Raw genomic sequence first — 13,829 nt, forward strand, 5'->3', positions numbered from 1 at the left:
AAACCCCAGGGAGACGGCCGCCGTTTCGGGGCCGTCGCTAGGACGGCGGTTTCGCCTCCTGCTGGGCCGCCTGGAGATCGGCGAGCAGTTCGGCCTGCCCGGCCAGCACCCCGGACAGAATGGTGCGGGCCACCCGCAACAGTTCCGCGATGTGCGGGCTGGTCAGCGAGTAGTACACGGTCGAGCCCTCCTTGCGGGTCACCACCAGGTTCGCCCGGCGCAGTACCGCCAGCTGCTGAGAGAGGTGTGCGGGCTCGATGCCGACCTCGGGCAGCATCTCGGCGACCGCGTGCTCGCGCTCGCTCAGCAGCTCCAGGACCCGGATACGGGCCGGGTGCCCGAGCGTCTTGAAGAACTCGGCCTTCAACTGGTACAGCGGCGCGGTCACTGTGCCGCCCCCTCCCCGGCACAGGACCGTGCCGGTATCCGTCCTGCCTGCCCCACCATCGCGCATCGTGTCCACTCACCTGTCACACACATGCGGCCCATCCTCGCTTGCGACACCGGCCGGGCCGAAACCGCACAACAGGAGGGAGCCAGGCCGCCCGGATCCGACAACGAGACCAGTGACAACCTTCAGGAATTGCTAAGATTAGCAAGTCCATATGTGATGTGAGGGAGGCATCGGTGAGAATCACCCCGCTGCGCGGCCTGGGAGTCACCTGGCTCAAGTGCCCGGCCTGCCGCCTCAAGTGCCGCCCCACCGCGGTCGGCCCGGACGGCATCTGCCCGCGCTGCGGCAACGCGCGCATGCTCAAGCTGTCCTTCGGCCGCCCACTCACGCACCCCGGTCCGGACGCCGACGGCGGCTGAAGGGGTAAGTGATGGGTGACTGGGCCGACCAGTCCGGCAGCGGAATCCGCTTCGAGTAGGGACCCGCCGGGGCGGGATGTCTGGCCGCAGCCTCGGCCGCTGTGGTCGTGGTCGACGTGCTGTCGTTCACGACGGCGGTCGGCGTCGCTGTCCAGCAGGGCACCCGGATCCTTCCGTTCTGGTTGCCGGACGGCCCCGCGGGCAGTGCCAGGCGGGACGCGGCCGAGAAGGCCGCCGCCGTGTACGCCACGCGGTCCGGTGCGCGGCTCGCTGTCCATCGCCGCGCCGTCACACCCGCCAACCCGTGGTCCCTCTCCCCGGCCCACCTGCGCCGCGCGCCCTATGTGGTCCGCCTGGTGCTGCCCTCCCCGAACGGCGCAGCAATCGCGGCGGCTACACCGCCCCGATTCCGGCTGGTCGCCGCCTGCCTGCGCAACGTCACCGCCGTCAGCAGCTGACTCACCGACCGCGGCTACGACACCCCCGAGCATCCCGTCGCCGTGATCGCCGCCGGCGAACTGTGGCCGGACGGCAGCCCGCGCCCCGCCCTGGAGGACCTGCTCGGTGCCGGAGCCCTCGTCTCCGAGCTGCATGCCCAGACAGCGGGCCCGCTCTCCGCCGAGGCGGCAGCCGCGAAGCCGGCCCGTGGTGCGCCACTCATGGCGGCCCCTCCGCCTGCTCCCCACGCCCCATGCTGTGCGCGGCGAGGGCGGCGGCCAGGTCGGAGTGGACCGGGATGTCCGGACCGTCGCCCGCCGGGACGAGGGAGCCGTCGGCGGGGATCGCGGCCAGTTCCAGGCTGCGGCCCGCGTCGGCGAGACGGCGGGCGGCCTCGGTGATCGCCAGCTGCCCCTCGGCCGACCAGCCGCGCAGCTCGCTCAGGTGCACGATGACCGGGCCGGTGCCGCGGGCCAGGGCCCAGCCGACCGCGCCGGAGAAGCGGTGGACCGCCTCCGGGCCCAGGTATCCGGCAACGGAGAGGATGCCGAGGTTCTCCTCGACGGTGTAGCGCCAGTCGATGGTCATGCGGGGAACTTCCTTGCGCGGGTGCGGTGCCGGTCGGGTCAGAGGGGCAGGGTGATCCAGATGCTCTTGCCCTGGCCGTCGGCGTCGCCGCGGACGGCCGCGGTGCCGCCCAGGGCGAGGGTGAGCTCCATGACGGTGGCCAGCCCGCCGGTGCCGTTGCTGGTCACCGCGCCGTACAGCGGGGGCTGGTAGGGGTGGCGGTCGTGCACCGCGAAGGCCAGGCAGTCCGCTCCCGCCGCGTAGATCACGGTGAGCTTCGGGGAGAGCACGGCGGCGTGCCTGACGGTGTTGGTGACCAGCTCGCTGAGGATCAGCAGGGCCGGGTCCACCGTGGGGTGCCGTAGTCCGATCCGCCACTCGACCAGGGCCTGCTCGGCCGTCTCGCGGGCTATCCGTACGGCGGACGGCTCGGTGGGCAGCGTGACCACGTGCCGGTAGGGCAGGGCTTCGAGCCGCGTGGCCATCACGCCTCCGCGCGGGCGAGGCGGAAGCCGGTCACCGTCTGGGGGTGGATCCGCAGGACCGTGTCGTGCGGCCCGTACGTCCAGCCGGACAGGGTGCGCCGGTAATGGGCGGCCTCGTCGCGGTCGGTGATCACCTCGGCCCGTCCGGAAGCGGTGACGGTCCAGCCGGTGCCGTGCACGGCACGGATCTCGTCCACGTGGTACGTCGCCGTCGCGGGGACCGCGGTGGCCGGGGCCGGCGTACGGACGACCAGGCGGCCGTACTCCCACACGTGGCGGGCGGGCCGGATCACGGTCACGTCGCGCGGTACGTACACCAGCCGGCCCAGGCTGCTGCCCTCCAGCAGCCACAGGGCCTCCGCACCGGAAACCTCGACCATACGAAGAGGGGCAGGGGACGTACTCATCGAAGGACTTCCTCGTCAGCGGTTCGCGGCTTCGGCACGGGACCGGCCGGCAGAAGCCCGGCGCACTCCAGATGGCTCCGGGCGCCCCGGATCGCCTCAGGGGTGGTGGCGTACTCCCGGCCCTCGTGCCGCAGCAGCTCCAGCGCGCCGACGGAGTCGAGGACCTGGCGCTGCCCCGGGCGGATGCCGGAGGCCAGGACGAGGATGCCGCGCCTCCTCAGCTTCTCCACCGCGTCCTTCAGGACGAGGGCGCCGGTGGCGTCCATGGTCGACACCCGCGACATGCGCAGGATCACCACCCGGACATCGGCCACCTCGGTCAGCTCCAGCAGGAAGCGGTGGGCGGCGGCGAAGAACAGCGGACCGTCGATGCGATAGGCGACGATGTGCTCAGCCAGCAGCGCGTGCTCCTCGGCACTGTGGTCCCCCCGGTCGAGCGGCACCTGGTCGAAGCGGGCCTGCTTGGCCACGGCACGCAGGGCGAGGGCGCCGGCCACGACCAGACCGATGATGACGGCGTAGACCAGGTCCAGGGCCAGCGTCGCGACCGCCGTCAGGACGAGGATCACCGCGTCGGACCGGGTGGCCTTCGCCATCGCCCGCAGCGAGCCGACCTCGACCATGCGGATCGCCGTGGCCAGCAGCACACCGGCGAGAGCGGCGAGCGGGATCTTCGACACGAGGGGCGCCGCCGCGAAGACGATCACCGCGAGGATGGCGGCGTGCGTGAGCGCGGCGAGACGGGAGCTCGCGCCGGTACGGACATTGACCGCGGTGCGGGCGATCGCGCCCGTCGCCGGGACCCCGCCGAACAGCGGGGCGGCGATGTTGGCCAGGCCCTGCCCGAACAGCTCGCGGTCGGGGTCGTGCTGCTGCCCGACGGTCATGCCGTCCGCCACCGAGGCGGACAGCAACGACTCCAGGGCAGCCAGCGCGGCGACCGCGACCGCCGGGGCGAGCAGGGAGCCCAGCGCTCCGAGGTCGAGGAAGGAAAGCGAAGGTGCGGGCAGCCCGGACGGCAGGTCGCCGATCGGCTCGGCCGCGTCCAGACCGGCGGCCTGCGCCACAACGGTGGCGGCGATCACCGCGACAATGGAGAACGGGACGGTCGGCCGCCACCGGGCGCCGACGAGCATGACCGCGGCCACCGCGACCGCGAAGGCGACCGCGGTCCAGTTCGGGGACTTCGCGAACTCCTCGAAGGCCCGCCAGGTGACTACCAGGACGCGGTCGCCCTCGGGTTTGGGCACGCCGAGCGCGTTCGGGATCTGCTGAAGTCCGATCACGCAGGCGATGCCGAGGGTGAAGCCCTCGACCACCGGCGCGGGCACGTACTGCATGTAGCGTCCGGCCTTCACCGCTGCCAGCGTGACGAGCATGACGCCCGCCATCAGCCCGACCGCGAGCACACCGGTCGGCCCGTACTGGCCGACGATCGGCACCAGGACAACGGTCATCGCGCCGGTCGGCCCGGACACCTGCAGATTCGACCCGCCGAAGACGGCGGCGAGCGCGCCCGCGACCACCGCGGTAGCCAGCCCCGCCTCCGCACCCAGCCCGGACGAAACGCCGAAGCCCAGCGCGAGGGGCAGCGCGACAATGGCGACGGTCAGCCCGGCGAGCAGGTCACGGCGCGGATCCCGTCCCATCTCCGCCAGATCGGCGCGAGCGGGCAGCAGCAGAGCGATCCGGGCCCACGCCCGGCCGAGGAATGCGCTCATCGGGCGGTGACCTCGGATTCCCGCAGCTCGGCCAGCAGCTCGTTCTGCCCGGCCAGCATCTCGGTCAGGATCCGCCGCGCGGCCGTCAGCAGGTCGGCCACGTCTCCGCCGGCCAGCGCGTAGACGACTGTCGAGCCCTCGCGAGTCGAGGTGAGGATGCCCGAGCGGCGCAACACCGCCAGCTGCTGCGACAGGCTGGACGACTCCACCTCGATCGCGGCCAGCAGGTCCCGCACGGGCATCGGCCCGTCCTGCAGCAGCTCCAGGACCCGTATCCGCACGGGATGCCCCAGCATCCGGAAGAACTCGGCCTTGGCCTGGTACAGCGGAACAGACACGACGGGCCCCTCTTTCCCCGGACGACACCCCACCCCGGGGCAGGCAACGTAAGGCTGTGCCCGCGGCTACCTGCGGACACAGCCAACACAGCATCTAACCAATTGCGAAATTTTGCAATTCCGCATCAGGGTGCTGCCCCGCGAACCCTGCGAGGCGCGGATCAGGCCTTCTTGACCACGCTGGACTTGAGCTGCATCGCCCCGAAGCCCTCGATCTTGCAGTCGATGTCGTGACCGTCGACCCCGTCGACCAGCCGGATGCCTCGCACCTTGGTACCCGCCTTGATCCCCGAGGGACTCCCCTTGACCTTGAGCGCCTTGACCACGACCACGGTGTCCCCGTCGCTCAGCACATTGCCGACAGCGTCCTTGATGACAGGCTCTCCGGCAGGGGAGCCGCCCTCGGCACCGGTCTCGGCGGGAACCCATTCGTGGCCGCACTCGGGACACACCACGAGGGCGTTCATTTCGTAGGTGTACTCACAGGAGCACTTCGGACAGGGAGGAAGATTCTCGATCACCCGGCCAGGGTATCCGGGCTCGGCCGCCGCCCTGACGTGACGGGACGGCGACCGCAGGTGGCCTTCCCGTGTCGGAATCACTGACATTTCCGTGGCGGCCCCAACAGTCCTGCTGTCGTGGGGACAGCGGGGTTGGGGGCAGGTGCGGTGCGGCGGGTTCCGGGTGTGAGAAATGGGGACGCCTCGAATCCAGAGGAGGCAGCAAGCACGAGGGGTCCGGCCATGACCAGATGGTCGTTGCCCCGGATCAGGCCGGAGTGTCCGGGTGAGGAGTTCGCGGAGCCGGTCCACTGCGGGGAGGTCGCCGAGTCTGCAGGACAAGCTCTGCGATTGTCCGGGCTGGGCGAGCGGATCGACTCCATCGACCAGCGGAGTCGGCAATCCGTGTATGCCGAGGCGCTCGGCTTCGTGTGCGTCCGTGACCTCACGCCAGGTCACCGTGATGTCGTCACGTCCCCGCAGGACGAGGTCCAGCCGCTCGCTCCGGCGCGGCGCTGGGTCATGCGGGTACGACCAGCACAGTGAGTTCCATGACGGTCTCCTCGCGGCGGGCTGCCGGGGCTATCCGGCTTCGTCCCCTTCAGACGCGCCGGGTCCAGGAGGGTGATAGGGCCCCGGGTCAGGCGCAGCAGGCCGCGGTCGGCGAACTCGTGCAGGACCTTCACGCGGCCACCACCCTCGCCCACCACCCGCAGCACGAGGGCGCCCTGATCGTCGTCGTCCTGCCCGACACCGGCGAGCGCTACCTCTGCACCGACCTGTTCCACGACGGGTAGGGGCACCACGGAGCTGGAGCGTGCTTCCGGCCGCGCTGAAGCCGCCTGCTGTGACGGGCCCACTGGGCCTTTCAATCGGGACGTTCGGCCCACGCCCCCGCCACCACGCCAAGTTAGGTTGACCTAAGTAGTACCGATGCAGGCAGAGACGAGGCACGAACATGGCATCGACGGACCATTGGGCCCTGCAGAAGAACATCTCGCTTCCCGGCGACGGCCTGGACGCCGCCCGCATGCCCGGCCACTGGCTGCTGGCCCGCCTGGGCAAACGCGTGCTGCGCCCCGGCGGTGTGGAGCTGACCCGGTGGATGCTGGACGCCCTGGGCGTGGACCCACAGGACCGGGTGGTGGAGTTGGCCGCCGGGCTCGGGGCCACCGCCCGGCTGACCCTCGCCCGCCGCCCGGCCGCCTACACCGCCGTCGACCGCGACGCCACCGCCGTGGCCACGCTGAGCGTTCTCGTCGGCCCCGGCGCGACCGAGGTGCGTGCCGTGCGGTCGGACGCCGCAGACACCGGGCTGCCGGACGGCGCGGCCACCGTCGTGTACGGCGAGGCGATGCTCACCATGCAGCCCGAACCCGCCAAGCGGCGCATCGTACGAGAGGCCCGGCGCCTCCTCGACGACTCCACCGGCCGGTACGCCATCCACGAACTGTGCCTGCTGCCCGACGATCTCGACCCGGCACTCGCCGAACGAATCACCCATGATCTGCACGGGGCCATCCACGTCGGCGCCCGTCCCCTGACGCCCAGCGGCTGGACTGAACTCCTCGCCGACGAGGGCTTCACCGTCACCGCCCACAAAACGGCGCCGATGGCGCTGCTCGAACCGCGTCGGCTCGTCGCCGACGAAGGGCTGATCCCCGCCCTGCGCATCGCCGGCCGGGCGCTGCGGAACCCAGCCGCCCTGCGCCGTGTACTGCACATGCGCCGCGTCTTCCGACGCCACAGCGCCCACCTGGGCGCGATCAGTCTGCTCGCCGTCCCCACCCCGTCCCAGCACTGAGGAGGAACCCCGGATGACCGCCACCGTGATCACCGACCTGGTCGCCGAACTGACCGTGCCCGAGGACGGCACGCTCAGCCGTGTCCTGTACCGCGACGACCGCCTGCGCGTGGTCGGCTTCGCCTTCGCCGCCGGCCAGGAACTAACCGAGCACACGTCCGCCCTGCCCGTGGTCATCCAGGTCGTCCAGGGCCGACTCGACCTCGTCCTGGGCGACGAGAAGACCGAGGCGAAGACCGGGAGTTGGATCCATCTGCCCGCACGGCTGCCGCACACCGTGCACGCCACCGAGCCCAGCGTCATGCTGCTGACCATGCTGCCCGCCCCGGAGCCGACCGAATCCGGGCTGCCTTCCGCGGCATGACCGACGCCCCGCCGCGCCCTGCTGCCCTGATCAGCGCACCAGCACCGCTGCCACCATGGGCGGCAGCACGTCACATAGGTCGGTGACCCGGACATGACCGGCCTGGCGCCGGGTGAACTCCGCGACGGAGACGTCCAGGGAACCCGAAAGACTCCTCGAACACGCGGCGCGCGTGCGGGGTCCGGTCCAGAGCCCAGGCCGCCGTCGCCCTGGACGTGTGCAGGAAGCGGCCGGGTTCGGCCCCGACGACGAACAACTCGGCGCGCCGACCGGTGCGGTCGGCGGCAAGCATGACCAGGTCCTTGAACGTCTGCCGCTGGCGCATGGCGTCCGCGCCGCGCCGCCGCGCCAGTTTGAACTCCGCCACACGCCGGTCCGTCTCCAGGTCGAACGGCCGATGCGGGTCGTTGCCGGCGGCCGGCGAAGGACGTGCGGCGATCTCCTCCCCGTCTTCCAGAAGATGAGGAAGGGCCAGGACGATCCCGGCCGCGTGGATGACGTCGTTCAGCCGACCGAGGCTCTCCCACACAGTCAGGGCTGCCACCATCAGTTCGGGACTGAACCCCCGGGCGGCCGCCATGTCACCGACCTCCCTCGCGGGCGTACCCGTCAGGTCCCGCTCCAGTGAGGCAATGGCCGCGGCCAACGGCTCAACGCCCAGGAAGTCACGCCACCAGCTCGACGGCCTCGCCTAGTTGAGGAGTATCTGCGCCATCAACCGCTTCGTCTGCCATGAACGGCATTGTGCCCGGCGACGCTTCGGCAACCCGGGCCCGGCCTGCTTTCCCGAACAGGGCCGACCGGCCCTCACAAGATGACCAGGGCCCGCGGCCCTGGTCACACAATGTCGAGCACATCTGCCACGGGGCGGCGGGGCGTAGCCGGGCCCCTTGGCCCGTAGCCGAGCCGCAGCACCATCTGGACCTGGCCTGTGCCCGTTCCCGGGTCGCGTGCCAGCAGACGCAGCTCGCGATCCTCCAGGGCGTGGGAGGTCAGGGAGGTGGCGAGGTCTGCCAGGGTGGCCTCCAGCAGGACGCGTTCCAGGGCCTGGCCGGCGCGCAGCCAGTCGGTGGGGCCGTCGCCGAGGGTGCTGAGCAGGGCCAGGTGCGGCGTGCGCTCGAAGGTGGTGGCGCCGCGATCTGCGACCGGCCTGCGCCCGGCGAAGTCCCGTACGGGAGCTTTGCCGTCCCGTTTGCGCGGGCCGAAGGCGTACTCGGGAACGCCGTCGACGGCGGTGTCCGCCTCCGCCCCGAGCCGGGTCCAGCGGACCAGGTCCTCGTTGGCCTCGGGGTCCATGACGTCGCGGCTTTCCGCGTCGCGCACCAGGTCGATCACGGACTCGGCATGCCAGAGGCCCGGGAACAGCAGCTCGGCTCCCTCCCGCCCGGCCGCATCCCGCAACATGGCCCGCACGTCCTCAGGCACGTCCTTGTCCGCGAAAGGGTGGCGGCTGGTGTGCCGCTGCCGGATCACCGGGTGCAGCCGCACCAGGTCGTCGTCCCGCGGACGCCCGGCCGGTTCGGCCAGGTGCACGGCGGCGAGCAACAGCCGGTCGTGCGGCTCGGGCAGCAGTCGCGTCTCCGGGACGAGGTCCGCGTGCGCGGCGGCGACGCGCAGATTGAACAGCGCCGCGCCGCAGCCGATGTGCAACGCCCGGTTGTCCGGATCCGCGCGGGCCATGGCCCGCTCCGGGTCGGCGTACAGCAGCAGACGGCGCTCGCCGGTCACGAAGCGGAAACGCCACGGCTGCGCGTTGTGCATGGACGGGGCCGCCGTGGCTTCCGCCACCAGCTTCGCCACCGTCCTCTCCTCGAGTCGCGTTGCCATGGCGCCCTCCTAGCTCCGGATGCGACGGGTCCCCTCCAGCGGGTACCCCAACGGGCGGAGGGCGGTACCTGCGGGAACCACCGCGATGGCGGGCCACTGCCGCCGCCGTCCGCCGGCACCCTTGGGTCGCGGAAATCCACCGCACTGTGCGGTGCGCCCGACCGCCAGACTCCACGGCCGCACTCGGCCGACAAAGGCCAAGTCGTCCCGCCGTCCGGGGCCGCCGAAGCAGGCGCTGTCGTACCCGAGCCGACGGGCCGCGTGCCACTCTCGGTCCAGCGACCCGGGTTCGTCAGTTCCTCGGGAGCCGGGCGGCGACGTACTCGGTCAGGTCGAGCAGCCGGTTGGTGTAGCCCCACTCATTGTCGTACCAGCCGAAGACCTTGACCAGTTCGCCGTGCGCCTGGGTCAGCGGCGCGTCCAGGACGCAGGATGCGGGGTCGCCGATGACGTCGCGGGAGACGATGGGGGCGTCGGAGACCCGCAGGATGCCCTTCAGCGGACCGTCGGCGGCCTCCCGGAAGGCGGCGTTGACCTCGTCCGCCGTCACGGGCCTCTCCAGGACCACGCTCAGGTCAGTCAGGGAGCCGTCCTCGACGGGGACGCGTACAGCGATGCCGTCGAGGGTTCCGGCCAGTTCCGGCAGGACGAGGCCGACCGCGCGGGCCGCGCCAGTGGACGTGGGGATGATGTTGACGGCGGCGCTGCGGCCGCGGCGCAGGTCCTTGTGCGGGCCGTCGAGGACGACCTGGTCGTTGGTGTAGCCGTGGATGGTGGTCATCAGGCCCTTGACCAGGCCGAAGTGCTCGTCGAGCACCTTCACCATGGGCGCGACGCAGTTGGTGGTGCACGAGGCGTTGGAGACCACGTGGTCCCGCTCCGGGTCGTAGGTGCTCTCGTTGATGCCCATCACGACGGTGGCGTCAACGTCCTTGCCCGGCACGGACAGCAGCACCTTGCGCGCTCCGGCCGCCAGGTGCAGGCCGGCCTGCTCGCGGGTGCGGAAGCGGCCCGTGGACTCGATGACGATGTCCACTCCGAGGTCGCCCCAGGCCAGCGCGGCCGGGCCGCGTTCGGCGGTGACGGCGATGCGGTGTCCGTCGATGGTGATCGAGTCGTCGTCGTGCTCCACGGTGCGGCCGATGCGGCCGTACGTGGAGTCGTACGCCAGCAGGTGGGCCAGTGCGGTCGGCGAGGTGATGTCATTGATCGCCACGACCTCGACCGATGTGCCCGCCGATGTCTCAGCGCGCTCCAACACCAAGCGCAGGTAGTTGCGTCCGATGCGGCCGAAGCCGTTGATTCCCACGCGCACGCTCATGTTCGTCGCCCTCCCGATCGATCCGCGTCTGTGTGCGCTGCCAGCCTTCCGGCCGGGAATGCGATCGGGCTTGGGCCGTATGGGGGCGAGCCGGGGGACGTTCGGCCCCAGGGCCCACCGTGCTGCGTCAGTGTCCTTCTTGCTTGCGCCGGTCCTGGGCCTGGGTGGCGATGACGGCGGCCTGGATACGCCGCTCCACACCGAGCTTGGCCAGCAGGCGGGAGATGTGGTTCTTCACCGTCTTCTCCGCGAGGTAGAGCCGCTGGCCGATCTGGCGGTTGGTGAGCCCTTCGCCGATCAGGGCCAGGATCTCCCGCTCCCGCTCGGTCAGTCCCGGCAGGGCGTCGGGCTCGGGCTCCGGCTCCTGGCCCTGGCGCAGGCGGGCCATCAGCTTGGCGGTGGCGCTGGGGTCGAGCAGGGACTGGCCGCGGGCCACGGTGCGCACGGCCGATACCAGGTCCGAGCCCTGGATCTGCTTCAGGACATATCCCGAGGCACCCGCCATGATCGAGTCCAGCAGGGCCTCCTCGTCGTCGAAGGAGGTGAGCATCAGGCAGGCCAGCTCCGGCATCTGCGAGCGCAGCTCCCGGCACACGGTCACACCGTCGCCGTCGGGCAGACGTACGTCGAGCACGGCCACCTGCGGGCGCAGCGCGGGGACGCGGACCAGTGCCTGCTCCACGTTCGCGGCCTCGCCGATCACGGTGATGTCCGGTTCGTCGTTCAGCAGGTCGTGCACCCCGCGCCGTACCACCTCGTGGTCGTCCAGCAGGAAGACCCGGATCGGGTTGTCGGGTCCGGGTCGCTCGCTGTCCGCCATCGACGGCTCCTGTCCTGTGTCGTCTGTCTCTGGCACCGGAAACCGCCAGATGGGCGGGACCGGTCCCTCCCTGTCGCAGATCCTGCGCGATTCCGGGCCGAACGGCCAGGGCCGGTCGGCCCTTTTCGCTCCGGCGTTCCCGCCTTCCCATGGAGTACCGCTGTCTTTCGCCTGCCCGGTGCCGGCCGGTGCCGAACGCCGGGCATACCGGGCGGACCTTCGCCGTGAGGACCAGGCCGTTCGAGTCGGGACCATCGGCCCCTGGAACCACGGCCGCCATGTCGTGAGGCTCGGGACGAGGGCCGGCTCAGTCGTCCACGGCCCGCTGGTCCCGTATCCGGAGGTCCCTTCCCATGATTCGCCCCATCACCGTCGGCATAGACGGCTCCCCCGAAAGCCTGGCTGCCGCCGACTGGGCCGCCCGCGACGCACAGCACCGCACCCTGCCGCTGCATCTGGTGCATGCCTGGATATGGCGGCCACACGATGTGCCCGTCGCGCAGGATCTGGACACGCAGAAGCAGTGGGCTCTGCACATGCTGCGGGAGGCCGAGGAGGAGCTGCGCGGGAGGCATCCGGAACTGACGGTCAGCACCGAGCAGGTGTCAGATTCCGCGGCCGAGGTGCTGCTGGGCCAGGCGGAGAAGGCTCGGATGCTGGTGCTGGGCTCCACCGGTCACGGCGCCCTTGCCGGGTTCCTGCTCGGTTCCGTCGGGCAGCAGGTGCTCGCCCGGGCGAACAGCCCGGTGGTCATGGTGCGGGCGAACGCCCGCTCGGCAGCCAAGCACGATGGTGGGGAGGTCGTGGTAGGGCTCGACGACCTGGGCGACCCGGCCACTGCGCTGCTGGAATTCGCCTTCGACGCGGCCGCCGCCCGCAGGACCGCGCTGCGCATCGCGCACGCGCCGAACCTGCCACCGCTGTACGGATATGGCCCGGTTGTGGGGCGGCTGGCCAGCCAGGAAGGCGGTATCACGGGGCAGGCGGAGAAGGCACTGTCTGACGCTCTCACGCCATGGCGGGAGAAGTACCCGCAGGTCCCCGTCGCCCACACGGTCGATCTCGCCCGCCCCTCCGGAGTCGTACTGAAGGCCGCCGCGCGGGCCGGACTCGTGGTGGTCGGCCGCCGGGTGCACCGTCCGGCGCTCGGTATGCGCATCGGGCCGGTGGCCCACGCCGTGCTGCACCATGCCGCCGCCCCGGTCGCCGTCGTGCCTCACGACTGAGGGCCGGATTCCGCTCGGCTTGAGGCCGGGTGGCCCCACCGCCGGGGACGTCCGGTACCTGCCGCAGCAGCGCGGCCCGTTCGACCCTGGAACCGCACCGACCAGACAGACCTGAGGAGCACCACATGAAGGCAGCAGTCGTCCGGTCCTTCGGCGAGCCGCTGGTGATCGAGGAGCGGCCCGATCCGGAGCCCGGCCCCGGCCAGGTCCGCGTCCGCCTTGAGGCGTCCGGGCTGTGCCACACCGACATCCACGCGGCGCACGGCGACTGGCCGGTCAAGCCGACCCCGCCGTTCGTCCCCGGTCACGAGGGTGTCGGCATCGTCGAGGCGCTCGGCGAAGGGGTGACGCACCTGGCGGTCGGGCAGCGGGTGGCGGTGCCCTGGCTGGGCTGGGCCTGCGGGCGGTGCGAGCACTGTCTGTCCGGCTGGGAGACGCTGTGCGAGCAGCAGCAGAACACCGGCTACAGCGTGGACGGCGGATACGCCGAGAAGATGCTCGCCCCCGCTGACTTCGCCGCCGTGGTCCCCGACGGCATCGACCCGCGCGACGCCGCCCCGCTGACCTGCGCAGGCGTGACCACGTACAAGGCCCTCAAGGTCGCCGGAGTACGCCCGACCCAACTGGTGGCGATCTCCGGGGTCGGCGGTCTCGGCCACCTCGCCGTGCAGTACGCGAAGATCGCTGGAGCCACGGTCGCCGCGATCGACGTCACCGACGACAAGCTCGACCTCGCCCGCAAGCTCGGCGCGGACATCCTCATCGACGCCCGCAGAGAGGACCCCGCCGAGGTACTCAAGCAGCACGGCGGCGCCCACGCGGCGATCGCGCTGGCCGTCAGCGAGCAGGCTTTCGCCTCCGTCTACGGCGGTCTGCGGCGCGGCGGCAAGTTGGTCATGGTCGCCCTGCCCGCCGGCGGAACCATCCAGGTGCCGATCTTCGACACCGTCCTGAACGGCACCTCGGTCATCGGCTCGATCGTCGGCACCCGCCAGGACCTGGACGAGGTGTTCCAGCTGCACGCCTCCGGCCGCACCAAGGTGATCTACGAGACCCGGCCCCTGGACACCGTCAACGAGTCCATCACCGAAGTCCTCAACGGGCAGGTCAAGGCACGCATCGTCTTCGAGATGTGACCCGTCAACGCCTGGCTGCTGCACCTCGCGCGCCGACCGAGGTGCAGCTCCGCGAGTAGCCG

General features: G+C 71.4%; 19 protein-coding genes. 8 read left to right on the plus strand and 11 right to left on the minus strand.

What is annotated here, in order from left to right:
* Positions 1-37: 37 nt before the first annotated feature.
* A complete protein-coding gene (locus ACI2L1_RS29895) occupies positions 38-388 on the minus strand; it encodes an ArsR/SmtB family transcription factor (protein ID WP_404742508.1) in 351 nt (116 codons plus the stop codon).
* Positions 389-627: 239 nt separating this feature from the next.
* Here ACI2L1_RS29895 and ACI2L1_RS29900 point away from each other — a divergent pair, with 239 nt between their 5' ends.
* Complete coding sequence (locus ACI2L1_RS29900; protein ID WP_404742509.1) at positions 628-813, plus strand: hypothetical protein; 186 nt, start codon at positions 628-630, stop codon at positions 811-813.
* 101 nt (positions 814-914) lie between these two features.
* Positions 915-1,271 (plus strand): hypothetical protein, encoded by a 357-nt coding sequence (locus ACI2L1_RS29905; protein WP_404742510.1) that lies wholly within the window; start codon positions 915-917, stop codon positions 1,269-1,271.
* Between the two features lie 199 nt (positions 1,272-1,470).
* Here ACI2L1_RS29905 and ACI2L1_RS29910 read toward each other — a convergent pair whose 3' ends face one another.
* The 6 genes from ACI2L1_RS29910 to ACI2L1_RS29935 all read right to left on the minus strand — a co-directional run bounded on the left by ACI2L1_RS29910 (position 1,471) and on the right by ACI2L1_RS29935 (position 5,290).
* Positions 1,471-1,839 (minus strand): anti-sigma factor antagonist, encoded by a 369-nt coding sequence (locus ACI2L1_RS29910; protein ID WP_404742511.1) that lies wholly within the window; start codon positions 1,837-1,839, stop codon positions 1,471-1,473.
* 38 nt (positions 1,840-1,877) lie between these two features.
* Positions 1,878-2,303 (minus strand): ATP-binding protein, encoded by a 426-nt coding sequence (locus ACI2L1_RS29915; protein ID WP_404742512.1) that lies wholly within the window; start codon positions 2,301-2,303, stop codon positions 1,878-1,880.
* Positions 2,303-2,710, minus strand: coding sequence for a pyridoxamine 5'-phosphate oxidase family protein (locus ACI2L1_RS29920; protein ID WP_404742513.1), 408 nt, complete (start codon positions 2,708-2,710; stop codon positions 2,303-2,305). The genes ACI2L1_RS29915 and ACI2L1_RS29920 overlap by 1 nt, the downstream gene beginning before the upstream one ends.
* Positions 2,707-4,431 (minus strand): SulP family inorganic anion transporter, encoded by a 1,725-nt coding sequence (locus tag ACI2L1_RS29925; protein WP_404742514.1) that lies wholly within the window; start codon positions 4,429-4,431, stop codon positions 2,707-2,709. The genes ACI2L1_RS29920 and ACI2L1_RS29925 overlap by 4 nt, the downstream gene beginning before the upstream one ends.
* Positions 4,428-4,769, minus strand: a complete 342-nt coding sequence (locus tag ACI2L1_RS29930) for an ArsR/SmtB family transcription factor (RefSeq protein WP_404742515.1) — start codon at positions 4,767-4,769, stop codon at positions 4,428-4,430. The genes ACI2L1_RS29925 and ACI2L1_RS29930 overlap by 4 nt, the downstream gene beginning before the upstream one ends.
* Positions 4,770-4,930: 161 nt before the next feature.
* Complete coding sequence (locus ACI2L1_RS29935) at positions 4,931-5,290, minus strand: zinc ribbon domain-containing protein YjdM (protein WP_404742516.1); 360 nt, start codon at positions 5,288-5,290, stop codon at positions 4,931-4,933.
* Positions 5,291-5,512: 222 nt separating this feature from the next.
* On the opposite strand from ACI2L1_RS29935, the gene ACI2L1_RS29940 reads away from it, so the two are divergent.
* The 4 genes from ACI2L1_RS29940 (at position 5,513) to ACI2L1_RS29955 (ending at position 7,437) form a co-directional block, all read left to right on the plus strand.
* Positions 5,513-5,815: a hypothetical protein gene (locus ACI2L1_RS29940; RefSeq protein ID WP_404742517.1), complete on the plus strand. Its 303-nt coding sequence runs from the start codon at positions 5,513-5,515 to the stop codon at positions 5,813-5,815.
* 5 nt (positions 5,816-5,820) lie between these two features.
* Positions 5,821-6,066 (plus strand): hypothetical protein, encoded by a 246-nt coding sequence (locus ACI2L1_RS29945; protein WP_404742518.1) that lies wholly within the window; start codon positions 5,821-5,823, stop codon positions 6,064-6,066.
* 161 nt (positions 6,067-6,227) lie between these two features.
* Positions 6,228-7,073, plus strand: coding sequence for a class I SAM-dependent methyltransferase (locus ACI2L1_RS29950; protein WP_404742519.1), 846 nt, complete (start codon positions 6,228-6,230; stop codon positions 7,071-7,073).
* A 13-nt stretch (positions 7,074-7,086) separates the two neighbouring features.
* Entirely contained in the window at positions 7,087-7,437 is a 351-nt protein-coding gene (locus ACI2L1_RS29955) for a cupin domain-containing protein (protein ID WP_404742520.1), read from the plus strand.
* 70 nt (positions 7,438-7,507) lie between these two features.
* Here the strand turns inward: ACI2L1_RS29955 and ACI2L1_RS29960 are convergent, their stop codons facing one another.
* The 4 genes from ACI2L1_RS29960 to ACI2L1_RS29975 form a co-directional block, all read right to left on the minus strand.
* Complete coding sequence (locus tag ACI2L1_RS29960; RefSeq protein ID WP_404742521.1) at positions 7,508-8,017, minus strand: hypothetical protein; 510 nt, start codon at positions 8,015-8,017, stop codon at positions 7,508-7,510.
* Between the two features lie 257 nt (positions 8,018-8,274).
* A complete protein-coding gene (locus ACI2L1_RS29965; RefSeq protein WP_404742522.1) occupies positions 8,275-9,264 on the minus strand; it encodes an Acg family FMN-binding oxidoreductase in 990 nt (329 codons plus the stop codon).
* Positions 9,265-9,556: 292 nt separating this feature from the next.
* On the minus strand, positions 9,557-10,585 hold the full coding sequence (gap, locus tag ACI2L1_RS29970) for a type I glyceraldehyde-3-phosphate dehydrogenase (RefSeq protein WP_404742523.1): 1,029 nt from the start codon (positions 10,583-10,585) through the stop codon (positions 9,557-9,559).
* Between the two features lie 127 nt (positions 10,586-10,712).
* Positions 10,713-11,405, minus strand: coding sequence for a response regulator (locus ACI2L1_RS29975; protein WP_404742524.1), 693 nt, complete (start codon positions 11,403-11,405; stop codon positions 10,713-10,715).
* Positions 11,406-11,758: 353 nt separating this feature from the next.
* Between ACI2L1_RS29975 and ACI2L1_RS29980 the strand changes: the two genes are divergently transcribed.
* Positions 11,759-12,631 carry a universal stress protein gene (locus ACI2L1_RS29980; protein ID WP_404742525.1) on the plus strand — a complete coding sequence of 291 codons (873 nt, stop codon included), beginning with the start codon at positions 11,759-11,761 and terminating at the stop codon, positions 12,629-12,631.
* 125 nt (positions 12,632-12,756) lie between these two features.
* A complete protein-coding gene (gene adhP, locus ACI2L1_RS29985) occupies positions 12,757-13,767 on the plus strand; it encodes an alcohol dehydrogenase AdhP (protein WP_404742526.1) in 1,011 nt (336 codons plus the stop codon).
* The last annotated feature ends 62 nt before the right edge of the window (positions 13,768-13,829 follow it).

Origin of the sequence: Streptomyces sp. NPDC019531 (assembly GCF_044903305.1) — a bacterium.
Classification (GTDB): Bacteria; Actinomycetota; Actinomycetes; order Streptomycetales; family Streptomycetaceae; genus Streptomyces.

Excerpts from the sequence above, each read along its gene's own strand:
- ACI2L1_RS29945 (WP_404742518.1), top strand. The coding sequence starts at position 5,821 with ATGACGGTCTCCTCGCGGCGGGCTGCCGGGGCTATCCGGCTTCGTCCC.
- ACI2L1_RS29975 (WP_404742524.1), bottom strand. The coding sequence starts at position 11,405 with ATGGCGGACAGCGAGCGACCCGGACCCGACAACCCGATCCGGGTCTTC.
- ACI2L1_RS29915 (WP_404742512.1), bottom strand. The coding sequence starts at position 2,303 with ATGGCCACGCGGCTCGAAGCCCTGCCCTACCGGCACGTGGTCACGCTG.
- ACI2L1_RS29920 (WP_404742513.1), bottom strand. The coding sequence starts at position 2,710 with ATGAGTACGTCCCCTGCCCCTCTTCGTATGGTCGAGGTTTCCGGTGCG.
- ACI2L1_RS29960 (WP_404742521.1), bottom strand. The coding sequence starts at position 8,017 with ATGGCGGCCGCCCGGGGGTTCAGTCCCGAACTGATGGTGGCAGCCCTG.
- adhP (WP_404742526.1), top strand. The coding sequence starts at position 12,757 with ATGAAGGCAGCAGTCGTCCGGTCCTTCGGCGAGCCGCTGGTGATCGAG.
- ACI2L1_RS29980 (WP_404742525.1), top strand. The coding sequence starts at position 11,759 with ATGATTCGCCCCATCACCGTCGGCATAGACGGCTCCCCCGAAAGCCTG.
- ACI2L1_RS29925 (WP_404742514.1), bottom strand. The coding sequence starts at position 4,431 with ATGAGCGCATTCCTCGGCCGGGCGTGGGCCCGGATCGCTCTGCTGCTG.
- ACI2L1_RS29950 (WP_404742519.1), top strand. The coding sequence starts at position 6,228 with ATGGCATCGACGGACCATTGGGCCCTGCAGAAGAACATCTCGCTTCCC.
- ACI2L1_RS29965 (WP_404742522.1), bottom strand. The coding sequence starts at position 9,264 with ATGGCAACGCGACTCGAGGAGAGGACGGTGGCGAAGCTGGTGGCGGAA.
- gap (WP_404742523.1), bottom strand. The coding sequence starts at position 10,585 with ATGAGCGTGCGCGTGGGAATCAACGGCTTCGGCCGCATCGGACGCAAC.
- ACI2L1_RS29955 (WP_404742520.1), top strand. The coding sequence starts at position 7,087 with ATGACCGCCACCGTGATCACCGACCTGGTCGCCGAACTGACCGTGCCC.
- ACI2L1_RS29910 (WP_404742511.1), bottom strand. The coding sequence starts at position 1,839 with ATGACCATCGACTGGCGCTACACCGTCGAGGAGAACCTCGGCATCCTC.
- ACI2L1_RS29940 (WP_404742517.1), top strand. The coding sequence starts at position 5,513 with ATGACCAGATGGTCGTTGCCCCGGATCAGGCCGGAGTGTCCGGGTGAG.